The sequence below is a fragment of the Klebsiella spallanzanii genome, assembly GCF_902158555.1.
Taxonomy (GTDB): Bacteria; Pseudomonadota; Gammaproteobacteria; order Enterobacterales; family Enterobacteriaceae; genus Klebsiella; species Klebsiella spallanzanii.
The window spans coordinates 234,305-251,384 of record NZ_CABGGS010000001.1 but is presented as its reverse complement, the minus strand read 5'-3'; the positions used below and the strand labels follow the sequence as shown (position 1 = coordinate 251,384).

Annotated in this window: 27 protein-coding genes; all 27 read left to right on the top strand. The window is 50.8% G+C overall.

Annotated elements, in window-relative coordinates:
- The first annotated feature begins 3 nt into the window (after window positions 1-3).
- Window positions 4-417 (top strand): toxin YdaT family protein, encoded by a 414-nt coding sequence (locus FN082_RS01265; protein WP_142981016.1) that lies wholly within the window; start codon window positions 4-6, stop codon window positions 415-417.
- Window positions 418-682: 265 nt separating this feature from the next.
- Complete coding sequence (locus tag FN082_RS01255; RefSeq protein WP_142981014.1) at window positions 683-1,711, top strand: hypothetical protein; 1,029 nt, start codon at window positions 683-685, stop codon at window positions 1,709-1,711.
- Window positions 1,712-1,721: 10 nt separating this feature from the next.
- Window positions 1,722-2,015 (top strand): FaeA/PapI family transcriptional regulator, encoded by a 294-nt coding sequence (locus tag FN082_RS01250; RefSeq protein WP_142981013.1) that lies wholly within the window; start codon window positions 1,722-1,724, stop codon window positions 2,013-2,015.
- Window positions 2,016-2,216: 201 nt separating this feature from the next.
- Entirely contained in the window at window positions 2,217-2,909 is a 693-nt protein-coding gene (locus FN082_RS01240; protein ID WP_142981011.1) for a hypothetical protein, read from the top strand.
- Window positions 2,910-2,911: 2 nt separating this feature from the next.
- On the top strand, window positions 2,912-3,697 hold the full coding sequence (locus tag FN082_RS01235; protein WP_142981010.1) for a ParB/RepB/Spo0J family partition protein: 786 nt from the start codon (window positions 2,912-2,914) through the stop codon (window positions 3,695-3,697).
- Entirely contained in the window at window positions 3,694-4,086 is a 393-nt protein-coding gene (locus FN082_RS01230) for a hypothetical protein (RefSeq protein WP_142981009.1), read from the top strand. Before FN082_RS01235 ends, FN082_RS01230 begins: the two co-directional genes overlap by 4 nt.
- On the top strand, window positions 4,083-4,283 hold the full coding sequence (locus FN082_RS01225) for a hypothetical protein (protein WP_142981008.1): 201 nt from the start codon (window positions 4,083-4,085) through the stop codon (window positions 4,281-4,283). The genes FN082_RS01230 and FN082_RS01225 overlap by 4 nt, the downstream gene beginning before the upstream one ends.
- On the top strand, window positions 4,280-4,816 hold the full coding sequence (locus tag FN082_RS30080; RefSeq protein WP_235892108.1) for a hypothetical protein: 537 nt from the start codon (window positions 4,280-4,282) through the stop codon (window positions 4,814-4,816). The genes FN082_RS01225 and FN082_RS30080 overlap by 4 nt, the downstream gene beginning before the upstream one ends.
- On the top strand, window positions 4,817-5,161 hold the full coding sequence (locus tag FN082_RS01215) for a hypothetical protein (protein ID WP_142981007.1): 345 nt from the start codon (window positions 4,817-4,819) through the stop codon (window positions 5,159-5,161). It begins immediately after the preceding gene.
- Window positions 5,162-5,334: 173 nt separating this feature from the next.
- A complete protein-coding gene (locus FN082_RS01210) occupies window positions 5,335-6,018 on the top strand; it encodes a hypothetical protein (RefSeq protein WP_142981006.1) in 684 nt (227 codons plus the stop codon).
- On the top strand, window positions 6,018-6,407 hold the full coding sequence (locus FN082_RS01205) for a hypothetical protein (RefSeq protein ID WP_142981158.1): 390 nt from the start codon (window positions 6,018-6,020) through the stop codon (window positions 6,405-6,407). Before FN082_RS01210 ends, FN082_RS01205 begins: the two co-directional genes overlap by 1 nt.
- Window positions 6,408-6,814: 407 nt before the next feature.
- Entirely contained in the window at window positions 6,815-7,135 is a 321-nt protein-coding gene (locus FN082_RS01195) for an energy transducer TonB (RefSeq protein ID WP_142981004.1), read from the top strand.
- 173 nt (window positions 7,136-7,308) lie between these two features.
- Complete coding sequence (locus FN082_RS01190) at window positions 7,309-7,614, top strand: Ref family recombination enhancement nuclease (protein ID WP_142981003.1); 306 nt, start codon at window positions 7,309-7,311, stop codon at window positions 7,612-7,614.
- Window positions 7,611-8,270: a phage N-6-adenine-methyltransferase gene (locus tag FN082_RS01185; RefSeq protein ID WP_142981002.1), complete on the top strand. Its 660-nt coding sequence runs from the start codon at window positions 7,611-7,613 to the stop codon at window positions 8,268-8,270. The genes FN082_RS01190 and FN082_RS01185 overlap by 4 nt, the downstream gene beginning before the upstream one ends.
- Window positions 8,267-8,845, top strand: a complete 579-nt coding sequence (locus FN082_RS01180; RefSeq protein WP_142981001.1) for a DUF1133 family protein — start codon at window positions 8,267-8,269, stop codon at window positions 8,843-8,845. The genes FN082_RS01185 and FN082_RS01180 overlap by 4 nt, the downstream gene beginning before the upstream one ends.
- Window positions 8,846-9,387: 542 nt before the next feature.
- Window positions 9,388-9,783 (top strand): phage holin family protein, encoded by a 396-nt coding sequence (locus tag FN082_RS01175; RefSeq protein ID WP_142981000.1) that lies wholly within the window; start codon window positions 9,388-9,390, stop codon window positions 9,781-9,783.
- The gene (locus tag FN082_RS01170; protein WP_142980999.1) at window positions 9,770-10,051 is read left to right on the top strand and encodes a phage holin family protein; all 282 of its coding nucleotides are present in this window, start codon (window positions 9,770-9,772) and stop codon (window positions 10,049-10,051) included. The genes FN082_RS01175 and FN082_RS01170 overlap by 14 nt, the downstream gene beginning before the upstream one ends.
- Window positions 10,051-10,677: a glycoside hydrolase family 19 protein gene (locus tag FN082_RS01165; RefSeq protein WP_142980998.1), complete on the top strand. Its 627-nt coding sequence runs from the start codon at window positions 10,051-10,053 to the stop codon at window positions 10,675-10,677. The genes FN082_RS01170 and FN082_RS01165 overlap by 1 nt, the downstream gene beginning before the upstream one ends.
- A 7-nt stretch (window positions 10,678-10,684) precedes the next feature.
- On the top strand, window positions 10,685-10,954 hold the full coding sequence (locus tag FN082_RS01160; protein ID WP_142980997.1) for a hypothetical protein: 270 nt from the start codon (window positions 10,685-10,687) through the stop codon (window positions 10,952-10,954).
- Window positions 10,911-11,105: a hypothetical protein gene (locus tag FN082_RS30075; RefSeq protein WP_142981157.1), complete on the top strand. Its 195-nt coding sequence runs from the start codon at window positions 10,911-10,913 to the stop codon at window positions 11,103-11,105. Before FN082_RS01160 ends, FN082_RS30075 begins: the two co-directional genes overlap by 44 nt.
- Window positions 11,106-11,190: 85 nt before the next feature.
- Window positions 11,191-11,376 (top strand): hypothetical protein, encoded by a 186-nt coding sequence (locus FN082_RS01150; protein WP_004136197.1) that lies wholly within the window; start codon window positions 11,191-11,193, stop codon window positions 11,374-11,376.
- A gap of 426 nt (window positions 11,377-11,802) precedes the next feature.
- Window positions 11,803-12,003, top strand: a complete 201-nt coding sequence (locus FN082_RS01140; RefSeq protein ID WP_142980996.1) for a hypothetical protein — start codon at window positions 11,803-11,805, stop codon at window positions 12,001-12,003.
- A gap of 248 nt (window positions 12,004-12,251) precedes the next feature.
- The gene (locus FN082_RS01135) at window positions 12,252-12,449 is read left to right on the top strand and encodes a hypothetical protein (RefSeq protein WP_142980995.1); all 198 of its coding nucleotides are present in this window, start codon (window positions 12,252-12,254) and stop codon (window positions 12,447-12,449) included.
- 316 nt (window positions 12,450-12,765) lie between these two features.
- The gene (locus FN082_RS01130; protein ID WP_142980994.1) at window positions 12,766-13,257 is read left to right on the top strand and encodes a DUF1441 family protein; all 492 of its coding nucleotides are present in this window, start codon (window positions 12,766-12,768) and stop codon (window positions 13,255-13,257) included.
- The gene (locus FN082_RS01125; protein WP_142980993.1) at window positions 13,257-15,365 is read left to right on the top strand and encodes a phage terminase large subunit family protein; all 2,109 of its coding nucleotides are present in this window, start codon (window positions 13,257-13,259) and stop codon (window positions 15,363-15,365) included. The genes FN082_RS01130 and FN082_RS01125 overlap by 1 nt, the downstream gene beginning before the upstream one ends.
- Window positions 15,362-15,577 (top strand): hypothetical protein, encoded by a 216-nt coding sequence (locus tag FN082_RS01120; RefSeq protein ID WP_142980992.1) that lies wholly within the window; start codon window positions 15,362-15,364, stop codon window positions 15,575-15,577. Before FN082_RS01125 ends, FN082_RS01120 begins: the two co-directional genes overlap by 4 nt.
- A complete protein-coding gene (locus FN082_RS01115) occupies window positions 15,574-17,073 on the top strand; it encodes a phage portal protein (protein WP_142980991.1) in 1,500 nt (499 codons plus the stop codon). Before FN082_RS01120 ends, FN082_RS01115 begins: the two co-directional genes overlap by 4 nt.
- The last annotated feature ends 7 nt before the right edge of the window (window positions 17,074-17,080 follow it).

The following is a 17,080-nucleotide window of genomic DNA, read 5'->3' as shown; positions in this document are numbered from 1 at the left end:
TTAATGGAAATCAAACACGAGCACGTTGAAATGGTTCTGCTGGCCTGGGCTGCTGAAGTCGGTCAGGCATACGTAGCCAACGCCATCACTGAAGAGTATGTGCGTTCAGGTGGGGCTGAGCTTCGCCTGGTTCCGGGCAAAGCGTGGGCCAACCAGCAGAATATCTTCCACCGCTGGCTGAAAGGTGAAACCGAACAGCAGCGCGAGAAAATCCGTCTGCTGCTTCCGTCAATCCTGCGCGTTCTGCCGCGTGAAATTCGCCATCGTCTGAGCATCTACGACACGATTGAGCGTCGGGCGTTGCTGTCGGCTCAGTATGCCATTGGAACGGCGATTGATGCGCACGACGACGCGATTGAGGCCATCTACAGCAAGGCGTACCAGCATCGCGCTGTTGAAGTAACGAAATACCACTGATTCCGGAGGTGACTATGTGTAACCCGTCTGCTGCTGAATTGATTGCTCGCCTGAAACGAGCGTATCCGGCGTATGAGCCTTTCGAGGTGGATAGAGCCAGTAATGGTATCCCTGAGGTCGGTTCTCGCTTCCAGCACAGGCACAAAGGCCACATGGTGACGGTACTCACAGCGACAGAGAAAGATGTTTCCTACCGCAAAGCCTGCGGGTCTGTGGGCTGGGTGGGATTGAGAGAGTTTTTACGGCTACACAATGAGGTTTCGGAATGAACAATCAGGTGTTTGAAATTGTTCAGGCCATGTCGGGGCAGGGGAACTGCATAACGATCCCCGGACCGTATCTGGATTTCTTTGCAGGAGACAGGCAGCAGCATTTGCTGGCGGCCATTCTCAATCAGCTGGTGTTCTGGTCGGGTAAGTCTAGCCTGGAAAATGGCTGGTTTTACAAAGAGCACGCAGCGCTTGCGAAAGAGGTTCGGGTTTTAGAGGGCGATGTGGTCCGAAGAGCTATCTACAAAATTACTGAGCAATATTTACCCGGCGTTATCCAGGAAGAAATTCGTCAGGTTAACGGTACGCCGAAGAAGCACTACCGCATTGACCAGGAAGAGCTGATGCTCAAGATTTTCCCGTCAATACTGGATTCGGCACAAGTGCCGAATGGAAGCAAAGCATTGAAAGTATTGGATTCGGCACAAACGCCGAATGGAAACGGCACAAACGCCGAATGCATTCGGCATAAACGCCGAATCCAGGAAACGGCACAAACGCCGAATGGAAACGGCACAAACGCCGAATCCTATCTCTATACAGATCTTAAAAGAACAGATCTTATAACAGATCTTAAAAACCAAGGCGGAGAGTATTCCCCTGTGGATAACTTTGCTGAGAAGCATCCTGAGGCGGTGATTTTCAACGCTGAAAAAAGCCTTTGGGGCAGCGCGGAAGACCTGGAGTTTTCGAAGTGGTTTTATGCCCGCGTCGTCGAAGTGCACGAACGAGCCGCTGAATTCGACGGGACGATTTCAAGACCGGCAGAGCCAGACTGGACATTCTGGGCGAATGAAATCCGGTTGCTACGCGAACAGCAGGGCTGCACTCACGAGCACATGTACACCATGGTTGAACGCATTCAGAACAGCTGGTGGGTCAAGGACATTAAAACTGCTGACCGCCTGCGGAGCAAATGGCCTGAGGTGGCTGTGAAGCTTTGTCCGGCAAATCTCACAACCGGTGGCAATCTCGGTTTTAGCGGCAAAGTTCAGGCAGATATTCCGAAAGGTTTCAGGGGGTAAGGATTTTTTTATGAAAACAACCAAATCCAAGAAAACACAATACAGCGGTGAAATCACGATGATCGAATTTCTCAAAGCTAACTCTGATTTGACTACGCGTGAAATCGCCACTGCGCTGGGGCGTGGCATGTCCTCGGTGAATGGCCAGCTTCGCCAGTTGCATGGAGCAGGGCAGATTGTCCAGAGCGGCCTTCGCCATGGCGCTGCCTTGTGGCGCTTTAACGACATGCCGTTTGGCTGCGCGAACCGTCTCCGCATGATGTTTGAAAACCTCCTGAGGGAATGTCGCGGGGTTGCTCAATGAAATTACCTGTGTGCCCTGATTGTGGCGCAGCGCCTGAGTACCACTGGAAAGACTACCGGTTTGGCTCCTGCTCAGGTGCGCTGAAATGCCCAAACGACCATTACCGGGTCCAGCACAGTTACTGGGCTGGTGGAAAGAGCAAAGCCAGGCAAGTACTGGAACAAAAATGGGCTACGGCAGTTAACGAAAACGAGGCAAGCAATGGAAAACCTGACTGATATCCTGAAACTGATGGGCAAAGCCACTACCCGCGAAATAGCGGCGCGAATGAAGATTGAGCCTATTGAAGCGCTTAACCTGCTCCGTGAACTCGAAGAGCTTGAGAAGGTAGCCAGCACCAATGGTTACTGGAATCTGGTGATACCGTTTACGCCTGAAGTTAAACCGAAAGCTGCCGCTACCCCTAAACCAGTTTTACGCGCCAAGAATACCGCTAAGCCAAAAGCACCACGCCACCCGGAGCGTCTGGATCCTGATGCTGAGTTTGAGAAGGTTTCGGAACTACTCCGCAACAATGACCGCATGACCGCCGCAGATATTGGTAAGGCGCTGAGTCGCGACTCTCGCGGAATGATTTCGACGCTGTGCGTGCTGGAGAAACAGGGGCGTATTGTGAAGAACGGCGCGGGGAAAGGCGTTACATGGAGCTTGCCAGAGGCCACTAAAGAGTCAGTGCAGCTGGTTGAGTCTAAGTCAACTCAGGCGCAGGAATTCATTGATACGATCCCGGTGCTTATCAAACCCCAGAATGAAACAGGCATCCCGACACTGGCGCAAGTCGCGAAAGAAATCCGGCAAGCCAAAACGAAATTAAACCGTCTGCAAAAGTTACGCGAAACCATACGTGAGCTTGGCAAGCACAAGAAATTCATTCAGCAGGTAATGGGGGCGTAAGCATGGCAAAGAACTCAATTGACGCATACGGTGCCAGCGGCAAAACCAACGTTCTGATGTTTGAGCCGGAAAAATTGCACCTGGTCACCGATAAGTCCCACCCGCTTTATGACGAACGTATTCACCTGCCGATCGATGAAGGGATGGTTCTGAACATCAAGGAACTGGGTGTTCTGGAGCCGATTACTGTCTGGAAAGACCCTGAAAACGGACTTACCTGTGTGGTTGTCGGACGCCAGCGCGTTCGCCATACCATGAAAGCCAATAAACTCCTGCTGAAAGAAGGCAAAACACCTCTGCTTGTTCCTGGTGTCGTTAAGCGCGGATCGGCAAATCAAATGGCCAAATACATGGTCAGTGAAAACGAAATCCGCCGTCCCGACACGCCATTAGGTCGCGCTAAGAAAATGTCAGACGCGCTTGATCGTGGTCACGACGAGGATGATCTAGCGGTGTTGTTTGGCTGTAGCGTTCAGACCGTCCGTGCAACGTTGTCCCTGCTCGATGCCACCCTGGCTGTTAGGGAAGCGGTAGAGTCCGGTACGGTGACAGTTACTCAGGCACGTCAACTGGCATCACTGAAACCCGAAGAGCAGCGGGAAAAAGTAGCTGAAATCGAAGCGGCGACCGCAGGCACTAAAGGCCATGAAAAAGCGCGTCGTCAGCGTCAGGTACTGGGCGAAGCAAAACCGCGCCTTAAATCCAGAAAAGAAATTACCAAAGCCCTCGAGGCTGCCAGCGGTGAATACGCTGATGCTCTGCGCTGGGTGCTCGGGGAGGCTGTATGAATAACGAATTAACAGCAGCACTGGCGACTATCGAGAAATGCCGGGAGATAACCAACTGCCCGGATGGAGTGGATTTGCAGGACCATCTGCGGCAGCTGGCAGCGGAGAATGTGGGGCTGAAGGATGCAATTAGTGCAGTAAACAGGACAGCGGAAGAGTGTGAGCTTAACGGCGACGAATTGAAATACGTTGTCGAGCCGTCTGAGTTTGAGGCGTTGACTGATTTGCTGGACGAAACCCCCACCACCGACGCTTATCTGGCCGGGATTAAGGCTGAGGGCGCAGAGGCCTGTGTCAGGGCGCTGGTTACCTCGTGTGATGACGACTTCACCGACGCACCAAACATCTGCGCAATGGTGGCATTTCAGCTGCGCGAGGGGGCCAAATGAGCAAGCAGATAGAGCTATCCAATGCCGCCCTGGTTTTTACTGACGCGATGACCGGTCAGGGGTATATCAGAACGCTCAACGAGACCGAAGCAACCCTTATCTCCGCTCAACTCGCTGCGTTTGATGACGGTGAGTTAAAAGCGATTCCTGTCTATCCGGTTGAAATCCGGAAAATGAATAAGGAGCGTGCAGCATGACAACTGATATCACCGAACTGACAGGCAAACTTAAGCACGCAAATCAGCATCGTATCTCAAGACTAATCGTCGAAGCACCTAACGATGAATTGCGCCAATTGGCATCAGAGGTTGAGCAATATACGGATCAACTCATAGAGGCGCTGGAGAGGGCGCAGCAGCACATTGCGCGTCAGGAGCAGATTATCCTGAATCAGGATGAGTCTCTGTCAATTCGTCGCGGTGAACTGGAGAAGGCGCAGAATAGCAACGAGTTTCTGAAAGGCCAATTGTCTGAGCTCGCCAACTTCAACCCTGACTGGGACAAGTTGGAGGCCAGTTACGAAAGCTGGCGTGAAATTGCCGCTGAATTGCTGGTAGCAAAAGACCGCATCGCCGAGTTGCAAATTGTTAGCGATAAATGTTTCTTGAGCGGTTTAAAAACTGGCTGGGAATATGGGACTAACCATGACGGTGAAGGCTACAACCGTGAAATCTCTGATGCACAGGCAGTAATCTACCGCGCCACTGGCATCAAGGTTGAGGTTGAGTAGATGGGAAAATTAACAATCAGCGACCTTAAATTTATTTCACCTGCAGTCCTTTACAACTGGAAAGCTGAGCAATGGACCAATAGAAACGGAAATTCAGTGTGGTATTGGCAGGGCGATCCTTTGTTTCCCGTGAAGGTTGGACCGGTTATGGAAAAACTCGAATCAATGGGTTTCATGGAACGGCTGGATATCGGTATCGGTGTTCCGTGTTACCGGGCAACTCCAAAGGCACAATCGTTAGTATGCAACAACTGCCACAAAGGCCGCCTATTTAGCGATAGCGATGAGGACACTGGACCTTGTCCGGTTTGTCATGGTCTGGGCATCAAGTGGGAGGCTGAGTAGATGGCTAAGCAAGTGTGGAAGCGACCAGGTGAGTGGCGGTGCTGGTCATGCAAAGAATGGGTGTCAAACATTGAACTGAGCAATGCTGATGGGTTTTGTCCTCACTGCGACCAAGAAATTGATACGCAAGACTCGCCATACACCGATGATGACAGACCAGAAGGAGCCAACCAATGACCAGCAAATTAACCAGAGAACGCATCGAATGGCTCAACTATGCCGCAACAGGACTTGCTGCCAACGGAACTGAAATGGCGATGAGTCCGCAGGATGTGATTGCGCTGACTGAGCGTTGCCTGGCCGCAATGGACAGCGAGCCGGTGGCGTACATGTACGATGGCGAAGATGGCCGCGAGTACAACGGGCATAACGAATTCTCCGGTGGCGGGAAAGGTATCCCGCTCTATCGCCACGCGCAGCAGCCGGTAGTGCCGGAGAATCGCGTAACAGCAGAACACCGACGCGTTATTGAAATGCTACTCAGTGTTTGCGGCGCTGCATTTGAACTAGCAGATGATAGTTGCCAGCAAGATGTTGACGGGGAAGATTGCCATGTTGTCCCAAACGATGCATTTCAGAGGCTTAGCAATGCTTTGGACGAAATCGAAAACACTCTCCCGACCGAAGATATCGACAGGCCAGACGTATTTCTTGCATGGTCGGCAATGCCGAGGGCGGCACTGAAATCTATTATCCAGGTTGGCAACTCTCCGGTAATTCCACAAGGTTCGGTGTCCATGCTTAAGCGCTGGTTGGCGTTTGGTCGTGGTATGCAAAATGCAGGAAGCCAGTTACCTCACAATCTGATTGCGGAAACTGAGTCCATGCTCGCAGCCGCCCCGCAGGAGGTGAAGTGATGGAAAATGACAACGTCATCAACCTGGTGCAGCCAAAGCGCGACGAAGAGAAGCTGCTGAATATCACCGTAACCGATAAGAAGGCTCACGAAAAACAGCGCTGTAAGCACCTTTCGATTGAGGTCAGTGAAAAGGAACGCACAGTACACTGCACCCGCTGCGGCTGTGCTGTTGACCCGTTCGACCACATTCTCCAGTGCGCTACCAATGGAGAGCGCGTGGTCACTGAGATAGCGCAACTTCACCGCCGTCGTGACGAGCTACGGGAGTCTGTAGCCAACCTGGAACGAGAAGAGAAAAACGCCAAGGCCCGGTTACGCGCCGCCAGAACGTCGATCCTATTTGCGGAAAACGACCTGAAAAATACTGAGCAGGGGATAAAGCAATAAAACACAAACACCATATTTGTTATCAACAAATCTAAGGTTGGTTATTTATGCAAATGATAACCAGAAAAAAACCAGCCTTTACCGAGCTGTATCAGACGGGAGTTCTGACCCGCATTGTCGCAGTCAGAAACGCAGATAGCGGAGGCTGGTTACTGTTTGGGTTTTGGCGAGATAAGGATATTGGCGTGTACGTAGAGGCTGCGCGTGGTGGTGTCAGGGAATGGTCAGGGCTGGATTACCTGGCTAACTTCTGTGGTAGTTGCGGAATCAGTCGCTGGGAGGTTCATAACAGGGTGGAGCCAAAACCGCCGCAGTAATATATGATTCAGTGTACTTCAGGTAGCTTGAATCAAAAAACATTCGGCGTCGTCATGGTTACATGAGAAAAACAACAATTGGTATTATCTATGAAAAAAACAACATTCCTTGTTTGTACTGTACTTGTATCAACCGTGGCGTTTTCTGCTGAAAGTCCTTTAGAAGAAAAGCCCATACTTATTAGCTGCCCTTTTCCGGTGATGCCCGCTAAAGCCCAGGCATTAAAGATTGATGGCAGTGTAAATTATTCTGTCTGGGTGAATGAAAAAGGAGGTGTTTACTCCGTTGATACCACAGGTGATGAGATATTCTTTCAGGCGACACAGGACGCACTGAGAAACTGCAAATATGAGCCGGGCCATTCCGGTGTTGATCGGGGCACGATGAAATTTCGCTCATCCATACCGTAAAAGTCACTTCCTGCATGCAGCAAGCTGATTTATAATAATCACATCGGCTGATTACCGAACCTATCGCGCCATCACCGGAGTATAGTGATGACGCAAAAATGCAGTAACGCCATTCTACGCCGTGCCTTTGTGCGCGGTGTTTCCGTTTGTCTGTCGCATCCAGGCGGTGCGATATGAGCAAATCAAAAACCAAAGCTGAAAAGCTTCATCTAAGCCGTGTAGCCGCTCTTGGCTGTATCATTTGCCGCAACCTTGATTACGGTGAATCACCAGCTGAAATCCATCATTGCAGCTCTGGTACGGGATTATCTGTCCGCGCTGATAACTTCCATGTAATTCCTCTATGCCATGCCCATCATCGCACTGGTGGTTACGGCGTTGCTATTCATGCCGGCCGTAAGTCATGGGAAGAGAAATTCGGTACTGAAAGCGAGTTGCTGGCGCAGGTTCTTCAGGAATTAGGGGAGACCATCGCATGACTAATCCTTACTGCGAATCTCTCGCGGCCCTACGCAACGCACCATCACATTATTTAAAAGAGGTTGGCGACCAGTGGCGAACGCCGGATCCTCTTTTCTGGGGTATTAACGCGATGTTTGGTCCGTTGATGCTGGACTTGTTCGCTGATGACAGCAACGCAAAATGCCCAGTCTGGTACACCGCAGAAGATAACGCGCTGACACAGGATTGGTCGGAAATGCTGGACTCAATCGGTGGTGCTGCATTTGGTAATCCGCCTTACAGCCGCTCTCAGTACCACGAAAAGAAAGCTATCACCGGCATGACTCACATCATGAACTACGCAGCAGCGCAACGCGAGAAAGGCGGGCGCTATGTGTTCCTGGTTAAATCAGCCACAAGCGAAACATGGTGGCCGGAAGATGCGGATCATGTCTGCTTTATCCGTGGGCGAATTGGTTTCGATCTGCCTGTCTGGTTTAACCCTGCCAACGATAAACAAAGGCCGACCAGCGCGTTTTTTGCTGGGGCCATAGCTGTGTTTGATAAGACCTGGCGAGGCGAGAAATTCAGTTATATCAACCGCACTGAGCTGGAAGCGAAAGGCCACGCATTTATGGCACTGGCGCAGTTTGCCGCCGAGCAACAGAAAATCAAAAATGAGGTGAATAAATGATTAACCCTTCTGAGGTTGGTAAATCAGGTGAAATGGTTCGCCTCCGCACTCTGGAAAGCATCTGGATACAGGGAAAACTGCGCATGTGGGGCCGCTGGTCGTACATCGGCGGCGGTAGCGGCGGCAACATGTTTAACCAGCTGTTGGTATCCGGGAAGATAACGAAGACTGCTATCAATGACGCTCTGCGCCGGATGAAGAAATCAGGCATTACCAAGCCTGAGCTGGAAGCCTTCTTAAAGGAAATCCTCAGTGGTAAAAATAAAAGCGGCCTGGCGTTTTGTACTGACGAGGAGGGGTTGAAAATTGATTCAGTGCTCAGTACTGAGCTTGTGCGCTCCGGGAATAAAGCCCTCTATAAGCTAATCAAAGATCGGTATGTCTATCGCATGAGCAAGAAGGCAATGGCGAAAGAGCTAAACGAAAAGCATCCAGAATGGTGCTTGCGGACTTGCGAGAGCAGGATCGATGTTTGGCTAAATCTTGCAGAATCGATGCTTTACGCACCAATGTGTGACGCATTTGGCACAAATGGCGACAGATTTTACTTGAATAGTTGCGCGGAAAGTGCTTGAATTGTGATAGGCTCGGGACGTTAAAGCGAACTGAGCAGCAAAAATCATTAGAAGCCCGAGGTTAACGCCTTGGGCTTTTTGCTTTCCGGCGATACGACAGGGGTATTCGCGAGATGCATTGCATCAGTACCCCTGTCACATCGTCGTAGAGCATTGAAACGAGTTTCATCAGATGTTAAATTTTTGATGTGGTGAATCCCCCTATGCGGAGGGGCGTCCAGCTAATAGAGCGAAAGCCCTGTGAATGCAGCGCGAGACATGTTTGCTGGGGCATGCTCACCGGGAGGCACCCGGCACCACGTCTAATCGCAAGTAAGTAAACCGAACACCTTGTTGGGTTTACTCATTCTCTTTGGCAGACTATGGTTAATTACAGTAACGACATAAAAGGGAATGTTTTTCTGGTAAATCGGTAGCTCGGACTATCAGGTACCTTTCTTTATCGTTACTCCTCGAAAGCCAACTTTTTCAGCCCGCTCTCATAGCGGGCTTTTTTTATTCCCCTCGTTCATGAGAGGACTCACAGCAATAGAGGGGGCTAAATGTCCGATCCTGTTTCTGGCACTACGGTAGCTGCTGGTGGGCTCATGGGGGCCAGCATGTTTGGTCTGGCAACTGGCATTGATTACGGCGTGGTGTTTGGTGCGTTCGCTGGTGCGGTGTTCTATGTCGCAACGGCGGTGAACATCAGCCGCATAAAGCTGGTGGGTTACTTCATCACCTCATTCATTTTTGGTGTTATTGGCGCACCTCTGCTGGGGTCGTACTTCTCAAAGTGGACGGGATACAGCGACAGGCCGCTTGATGCACTCGGTGCTGTAATCGTTGCAGCCATAGCCATTAAATTGCTGACGTTCGTTAACAGTCAGGACCTGGGTAGCCTGTTTGGGATTCTCTCTCGCTTACGTGGAGGAGGGTCAAGCAATGGTAACAAGTGATCCGAGCGCAATCATCAATGCGGTGATATGCGCTGTAATTGTTGTTGCGCTGATGTTCTACCGACGCGACGGGTCAAGACACCGTCCCATGATATCGCTGATGGCTTACTTCACTGTGCTGGTTTATGCCAGCGTTCCTTTCCGTTATCTGTTCGGTCTCTACCATGAATCACACTGGCTGGTAGTGCTGGCGAACATTCTTATTTGTGGCGCGGTTCTCTGGTTCAGGGGGAATGTGGCGCGTCTGGTTGATGCACTGAGGCACTGATGAACCAATCACAATTTCAAAGGGCGGCTGGTATTAGCGCCGGGTTAGCTGTGTGCTGGTTTCCGCACATTGATGCTGCGATGAAAGAGTTCGGCATCATCACTCCGCAGGACCAGGCAATGTTCATTGCTCAGTGCGGGCATGAAAGCACGTCATTCACCCAACTGGTTGAGGGGTTCAACTATAGCGTTGCCGGTCTGGCTGGTTTTGTGAAGGCAAAGCGCATCACGCAGGACCAGGCAAACTCACTCGGGCGCAAATCGTCTGAGAAGGTGCTACCGCTTGAACGCCAGAAAGCAATCGCAAATCTGGTCTACAGCAATCGCTATGGCAACAAGTCGGCAGGTGATGGCTGGAAATATCGCGGGCGTGGACTGAAGCAAATCACTTTCCTGGATAATTACCTGCGATGCGGTACTGCGCTGAGGCTCGATTTAGTGAGCAACCCTGAGCTTCTGGAGAAGGATATTAACGCAGCCCGCAGCGCCGCATGGTTCTATGCCTCAAGCGGTTGTTTGAAATACCCCGGCGATTTAGTGCGCGTAACACAGATTATCAACGGTGGGCAGAACGGTATTGATGACCGACGCGCCCGATTCCTGAAAGCTAAATCTGTTCTGGTGTGAGGTCCTCATGGGCATTGAAATGATTATTGGTCTGGCAACTGCGTTGCTGGCCATTGTCGCTGGCGCATTTGGGTTAGGCCATTCACGCGGAACCAGCAAGGCAGAAGCCAAAGCCGAACAGCAGCGCACCGAAGAGAACGCCGCCGCTAATGTCGCCGTAGCAGAACGCAGGGCGCAAGCAACGAAAGAGGCCAGCGATGTACAGCAAACAGTTAGCCATATGCCTGATGACGATGTTGATCGGGAGCTGCGCGAACAATTCACCCGTAAAACCTGAAGTCATCGATACCGCCTGCAGCTGGGTGCGGATCATCTACCTGACCGACCACGACATCGACGTGCTGGATATGCAGACCAAGCGCGACATTCTGGCGCATAACAAATCAGTGCAGGCGAACTGTCTGACGAAACCTACTAATAATAGGTAAATTCATGCTTGCTGATTGGCGGTTAACACGCTAGTTGTTCGTGATAAAATTCCTGGGGTGATGTTTTCTTAAAGGAATTCGTGATATGGACGTGCTAATTGACAGTGCCCTCGAAGGCTATTTTTTTCTCTTACTCGATATGTGGCCAGTTTTGATTGTTGCTTTCGCAGGGTTGGCCATCTCATTTTATGGCGTTTTAATGCGTAGAACTGCGGTCACCTTCATTCTACTTGCAGCGATAATAGGAACTGCAGGTTCGATTTATGCTTAATTCAGACTGCAGACAATATGCACCAAGTCAACTGCCAGAAAGGTAAGTGACATTAGTCAAAGTTAAATGAGATTCGTCTTAATTGCTTTAGTGCCTGGGCGTAGATTGAAGATGCTGCAATCAGCGGTATCACTCTGGGACATAACAATGGGACAGTATTATTACGTTAATAAAAATGCGCAGTTTAATGGCGATCACGAAGTACATGTGAGTTCATGCACTCGGTTGCCAGAAGAGAAAAACAGGCTGTATCTGGGGATTTTTGAAACTTGCTCTCCGGCAGTGAGAGAAGCCAAGAAAACCTACTCGCAATCAAATGGCTGTTATTACTGCTGTTATGCGTGTCATACGTCCTGACAACTAGCATGAATCAAACCAAGGTCGCCAGTGGCGGCCTTTTTTATTACCAGAAGCAGGAGAAGAATCATGTTAACAGTAAAAGTGATGTCGCCTGGTGGCGGCGAAGAAATCCATTGTGGCCTGAGCGTTGGGTTCAACCCTGACCAGCAGAGTATTGCCGTATCGGGAATGGACCAGAACGTGTTCCTGAAGCAGGGAGAAGTAGCGTACGTGATGAACGCAAACGGCAAGACCATCTCCCGTTACGAACACACCACACGACAGTAGATGTTACAGAAGCTCTTCAGCGAAGGGTTTCGATAATGCTGATTTAATTCAGGCAAAAAAAAGCCCCAGGAGCGAACTGCGGGGCGAAATCTACAAACAATAATAACAGAGCGCTGAAAGTAACACTTAACCACAATTATTGTGCGTGTTAATTGCAATAGAGGTCACTTTTCAGAAGTTTCACGGACCATTGTTATCAAGCATGAGCCTCGCAATAGCGAGGAAGCAAATAGTAAAGAGAGGAATGTATGACAGTAGTTCTTACAGCTAAACAGATCGAAGACCTTGCCGACTTTGCGAAAAAGGACGGACAACCGCAATACACCATCACTACCGGCACTATCCCTGAGTTTGAAGCTGAAGACGGTAGCACTTTCCCGGAGTATCACGGATTGATTGCCTATTCTGATTCGCTTGAGCATGGGGTTTTGCAACTGGGTGAGTAGGCATTACAGAAGCCCTTCACATCGCGAGGGGCTTCGATAATGCGAATGAATATCATTATTGAGAGCCTGAAGGGAAATTAGTGTTGGTTTGGACGTCTAAATGGCTAAAAGTGGTGATTTTGTCGATTTTAATGCAAATAGTAATTATTATCATTTATGGGTCCTCCCGGAGGGGGAGGCTGCCACGGGGAGACGTGCTCGCGGAAAACGGCTAGTTTTCTAATTTCATAGTCATCATCATCATGTGTGCAGGTTATTGATTTTCCGAGAGTCGGATTTTCAATGATGTCGAATTGTTCAAAAAGTGTTCATCATCATGGACCAGGAAATCGCTTCATTAAAACTCAATATCAACCAGCTCGCTGGTATCACTGGCGTACACCGCCAGACGGTCGCGGCCAGGCTGAAAAACGTTGTTCCGGCACCAGGCAGCAATAGCAAGCTCAAGCTATATCTCGTTACTGATATTTTGAGTGAGCTGATGATTCCGACGGTATCAACGGCAAGCGTTGAAGATATGGACCCCTCAGACAGGCTCGCCCACTGGAAGGCTGAGAATGAGCGGCTGAAATTTGAGGTTGATACAAAGCAACTTATTCCTGCCGAAGACGTTGCCAGAGAATTTTCACTGATGGCGAAAGCCGTTGTCATGGTACTTGAAACACTTCCGGACATTCTTGAACGAGACTGTGCACTTACGCCGGTTGCGGTATCACGCGTGCAAAGCGTGATTGATGACCTGCGTGATCAGGTCGCCCAAAGAGTAATGGACGCCGAACCAGAGGAGGATGAGCCAGAGGAGGACTGATGGCAAAACGGGCATCTGCCAGGGGGATACGCCGCGATGTCTCCGGTATTCTACGTGCCCCGCGTCGTATGCAGGTGGCCGATGCGGTCAGCTCGTATATGCGTGTGCCGATGGGGGCGGGTAACTCCGTACCTTGGGACCCCAATCTGGCCCCTTATATTATTGAACCGATGAATTGCCTGGCATCCCGTGAATATGATGCTGTGGTGTTTGTTGGACCAGCCCGAACCGGGAAAACGATTGGCCTGATTGATGGCTGGATTGTTTATAACATCGTTTGCGATCCAGCTGACATGCTGGTCATTCAGGTGTCAGAAGAGAAAGCGCGTGAACATTCAAAGAAACGTCTTGATCGTACATTCCGGTGTAGCCAGGAAGTAAAATCGCGACTCAGTCCGCGCCGTAATGATAATAACGTTCACGACCGTACCTTTCGGGCCGGGAACTATCTCAAGCTTGGTTGGCCGTCGGTCAACATTATGTCGTCGTCAGACTATAAAAGCGTTGCGCTGACTGACTATGATCGCTTTCCTGAAGATATCGACGGTGAGGGTGATGCATTTTCCCTAGGTTCGAAGCGTACCACCACCTTTATGTCCAGCGGTATGACCCTCGTTGAGAGTTCACCTGGACGCGATATTCGAGACACAAAATGGCGACCAACTACCGCGCATGAAGCGCCGCCGACCACTGGCATTTTATCGTTGTTTAATCGTGGTGACCGCCGCCGTCTTTACTGGCCTTGTCCGCATTGCGGAGAATATTTTCAGCCCGAAGTCGCCAATATGACGGGCTACCGGGATTCCCCTGATCCCGTTCTGGCTAGTGAGTCCGCATATCTCCAGTGCCCGGCATGCAAGGGTAGAATCACGCCGGATATGAAACGTGAGCTGAATATCTGCCATGTTTGGTTGCGCGACGGGGAAAAAATAGATCGTGATGGCAAAAGATATGGTGAGCCGCGCCGTTCACGCATCGCGTCGTTCTGGATGGAAGGACCCGCAGCGGCATACCAGACGTGGGCACAGATGATATACAAATTCCTGACTGCCGAGCAGGAATATGAGTCTACACAGAGTGAAGAGACGCTAAAAACGGTAGTTAATACCGACTTTGGTAGACCTTATCTCCCCCGCGCCAGTCTTGAACAACGTAAAAGCGAACTGCTGGAACAACGCGCCGAAGATGTGCCAAAGCGCTCTGTACCAGATGGTGTGCTGTTTATGACTGCAACCGTTGATGTGCAGGGCGGTAAATCCCGCCGTTTCGTGGTTCAGGTGACTGGCTACGGTGAGCAGGGTGAGCGATGGCTGGTAGATCGCTACAACATCCGACATTCATTACGGGCAAACGAGCACGGTGAGTGTTACCCCATTGATCCGGCCAGTTATCCGGAAGACTGGGATTTACTCCTGTCTGACGTGTTCGAAAAGTCCTGGGTCTTATCGAGTGACCCGTCAAAACGTATGCGGCTCATGGCAATGGCTGTCGATTCAGGTGGTGAGGATGGTGTCACCGATAACGCCTATAAGTTCTGGCGTAAATGTCGACGGGATGGACTGGGTAAAAAGATTTTCCTCTTTAAGGGCGACAGTATCCGACGCTCAAAACTGATTACCCGCACATTTCCTGATAACACTGACAGAACAACCCGCCGGGCAAAAGCTGCTGGCGATGTGCCGCTTTACCTTCTTCAAACCGATGCACTGAAAGACCAGGTTAATAACGCCCTGTGGCGTGAATCACCCGGCCCAAACTATGTGCATTTCCCTAAATGGCTCGGTAGCTGGTTTTACGATGAGCTGACCTATGAGGAGCGTTCACCCGATGGAAAATGGAGCAAACCGGGCAGAGGTCCGAACGAAGCTTTCGACCTGCTCGTTTATGCCGATGCGCTGGTCATATTACACGGGTACGAAAAGATCAAATGGCCGGATGCGCCTGAATGGGCAAAACGGACAACGTGGATCGAAGAAAGCTCGCCCGAAACTGGCGAAGTGTCATCCACGTTACCAGCAAAAACGAACCACAGCAGGAAAAAACGTAAGGCAAATAAGCCCGACGTTGAAAACAATCCCTGGACCACATCATCAGGAGGCTGGGTGTGAAACAAACCGATATTGAATCCATTATCCAGCGTTATACCGAGACAGAAATAGCTGTTCTGGATGGAAAGTCTATAACATTCAACGGGCAGCAGATGACGCTGGAGAACCTGTCTGAAATCCGCAAAGGGCGGCAAGAATGGGAGCGCCGTCTTGCTTCCCTGCTGGCTCAGCGTCACGGGCGACCCGGTTATAAACTCGCGAGGTTTCCATGAGCCTGTTAGATGATGCGATTGGCGTCTTTTCCCCTGGATGGAAAGCTGCGCGGTTACGTTCGAAAGCAATGATCCAGGCATATGAAGCTGTTAAGCCCACCCGAACACACAAGGCGCGCAGGGAAAACCGTTCCGCTAACCAGCTTAGCCAGATGGGTGCTGTATCCCTCCGTGAGCAAGCGCGCTGGTTGGACAATAATCACGATCTCGTTATCGGCGTGTTCGATAAGCTTGAGGAACGGGTGGTAGGTGCAAAAGGAATTATTGTTGAGCCCCACCCGGTACTGAAGAACGGGAAAATAGCGAAAAAGCTGGCAGAACAAATCAGAACAAAGTGGGCCGAATGGTCGGTCAGCCCTGAGGTCACTGGGCAGTTTACCCGCCCGATGCTTGAGCGGTTGATGCTCAGGAGCTGGCTCAGGGACGGGGAAATTTTCGCTCAGATGGTGAATGGCTCAGCGCAGGGACTAGATCCGGTGGCTGGCGTCCCTTTCTGGCTTGAAGCGCTTGAGGCCGATTTTGTACCGATGACCAATGACGAATCCCAGCAACTTTGTCAGGGAGTATATGTAGATAATTGGGGACGCCCGAAAAAGTACCAGGTTTATAAAAGTCTGCCTGTTACCGGCCGTCAATTGGATACGAAAGATATTGATGCCGGGAATATGCTTCATCTCAAATTTACCCGCCGCCTTCATCAAACCCGAGGGACATCTCTCCTTTCTGGTGTACTCATGCGTCTCAGTGCCCTGAAAGAATATGAGGATGCGGAACTGACGGCGGCGCGTATCGCTGCCGCCCTGGGGATGTACATCAAAAAAGGGGACGGGCAAAGCCTGGATGCTGATGTCAGCAAAGACAATCGCGAAGCGATAATTGAACCTGGCATTATCTATGATGATCTGCTCCCCGGTGAAGACATCGGGATGATCAAGTCCGACAGACCAAACCCCAATCTTGAAACATTCCGAAATGGACAGTTGCGCGCTGTCGCTGCTGGGGCGCGTCTCAGCTTCTCCAGTACAGCCAGAAACTATGATGGGACATACAGTGCCCAGCGTCAGGAGCTGGTTGAGTCAACAGATGGTTATTTGATCCTCCAGGACTGGTTCATCGGCGCAATTACCCGGCCAATGTACCGAAACTGGTTAAAAATGGCGGTGGCTTCTGGCGAAATTCAGCTACCCCGCGGGCTGGATATGGCATCGCTTTACACTGCCGTTTATTCAGGTCCGGTCATGCCATGGATTGATCCAGTCAAAGAGGCCAATGCCTGGAAAGCGCAAATCCGTGGTGGTGCTGCGACAGAATCAGACTGGGTGCGAGCCAGCGGACGCAATCCGGATGATGTCAAACGCCGTCGCAAGGCTGAAGTTGATGATAACCGCGAACTGGGACTGGTGTATGACACCGATCCTGCAAACGATAAAGGAGGCACCAGTGCCGAAGTCAAAGAACCAGACGCTCCGTCGCCCGAAAGCCAGCGCAAGAAGTAATTCGTGG

Excerpts from the sequence above, each read along its gene's own strand:
- FN082_RS30080 (WP_235892108.1), top strand. The coding sequence starts at position 4,280 with ATGACAACTGATATCACCGAACTGACAGGCAAACTTAAGCACGCAAAT.
- FN082_RS01175 (WP_142981000.1), top strand. The coding sequence starts at position 9,388 with ATGTCCGATCCTGTTTCTGGCACTACGGTAGCTGCTGGTGGGCTCATG.
- FN082_RS01170 (WP_142980999.1), top strand. The coding sequence starts at position 9,770 with ATGGTAACAAGTGATCCGAGCGCAATCATCAATGCGGTGATATGCGCT.
- FN082_RS01130 (WP_142980994.1), top strand. The coding sequence starts at position 12,766 with ATGGACCAGGAAATCGCTTCATTAAAACTCAATATCAACCAGCTCGCT.
- FN082_RS01115 (WP_142980991.1), top strand. The coding sequence starts at position 15,574 with ATGAGCCTGTTAGATGATGCGATTGGCGTCTTTTCCCCTGGATGGAAA.
- FN082_RS01135 (WP_142980995.1), top strand. The coding sequence starts at position 12,252 with ATGACAGTAGTTCTTACAGCTAAACAGATCGAAGACCTTGCCGACTTT.
- FN082_RS01240 (WP_142981011.1), top strand. The coding sequence starts at position 2,217 with ATGGAAAACCTGACTGATATCCTGAAACTGATGGGCAAAGCCACTACC.
- FN082_RS30075 (WP_142981157.1), top strand. The coding sequence starts at position 10,911 with ATGTTGATCGGGAGCTGCGCGAACAATTCACCCGTAAAACCTGAAGTC.
- FN082_RS01215 (WP_142981007.1), top strand. The coding sequence starts at position 4,817 with ATGGGAAAATTAACAATCAGCGACCTTAAATTTATTTCACCTGCAGTC.
- FN082_RS01265 (WP_142981016.1), top strand. The coding sequence starts at position 4 with ATGGAAATCAAACACGAGCACGTTGAAATGGTTCTGCTGGCCTGGGCT.
- FN082_RS01185 (WP_142981002.1), top strand. The coding sequence starts at position 7,611 with ATGACTAATCCTTACTGCGAATCTCTCGCGGCCCTACGCAACGCACCA.
- FN082_RS01230 (WP_142981009.1), top strand. The coding sequence starts at position 3,694 with ATGAATAACGAATTAACAGCAGCACTGGCGACTATCGAGAAATGCCGG.
- FN082_RS01150 (WP_004136197.1), top strand. The coding sequence starts at position 11,191 with ATGGACGTGCTAATTGACAGTGCCCTCGAAGGCTATTTTTTTCTCTTA.
- FN082_RS01140 (WP_142980996.1), top strand. The coding sequence starts at position 11,803 with ATGTTAACAGTAAAAGTGATGTCGCCTGGTGGCGGCGAAGAAATCCAT.
- FN082_RS01255 (WP_142981014.1), top strand. The coding sequence starts at position 683 with ATGAACAATCAGGTGTTTGAAATTGTTCAGGCCATGTCGGGGCAGGGG.
- FN082_RS01250 (WP_142981013.1), top strand. The coding sequence starts at position 1,722 with ATGAAAACAACCAAATCCAAGAAAACACAATACAGCGGTGAAATCACG.
- FN082_RS01225 (WP_142981008.1), top strand. The coding sequence starts at position 4,083 with ATGAGCAAGCAGATAGAGCTATCCAATGCCGCCCTGGTTTTTACTGAC.
- FN082_RS01210 (WP_142981006.1), top strand. The coding sequence starts at position 5,335 with ATGACCAGCAAATTAACCAGAGAACGCATCGAATGGCTCAACTATGCC.
- FN082_RS01195 (WP_142981004.1), top strand. The coding sequence starts at position 6,815 with ATGAAAAAAACAACATTCCTTGTTTGTACTGTACTTGTATCAACCGTG.
- FN082_RS01165 (WP_142980998.1), top strand. The coding sequence starts at position 10,051 with ATGAACCAATCACAATTTCAAAGGGCGGCTGGTATTAGCGCCGGGTTA.
- FN082_RS01125 (WP_142980993.1), top strand. The coding sequence starts at position 13,257 with ATGGCAAAACGGGCATCTGCCAGGGGGATACGCCGCGATGTCTCCGGT.
- FN082_RS01180 (WP_142981001.1), top strand. The coding sequence starts at position 8,267 with ATGATTAACCCTTCTGAGGTTGGTAAATCAGGTGAAATGGTTCGCCTC.
- FN082_RS01205 (WP_142981158.1), top strand. The coding sequence starts at position 6,018 with ATGGAAAATGACAACGTCATCAACCTGGTGCAGCCAAAGCGCGACGAA.
- FN082_RS01160 (WP_142980997.1), top strand. The coding sequence starts at position 10,685 with ATGGGCATTGAAATGATTATTGGTCTGGCAACTGCGTTGCTGGCCATT.
- FN082_RS01235 (WP_142981010.1), top strand. The coding sequence starts at position 2,912 with ATGGCAAAGAACTCAATTGACGCATACGGTGCCAGCGGCAAAACCAAC.
- FN082_RS01190 (WP_142981003.1), top strand. The coding sequence starts at position 7,309 with ATGAGCAAATCAAAAACCAAAGCTGAAAAGCTTCATCTAAGCCGTGTA.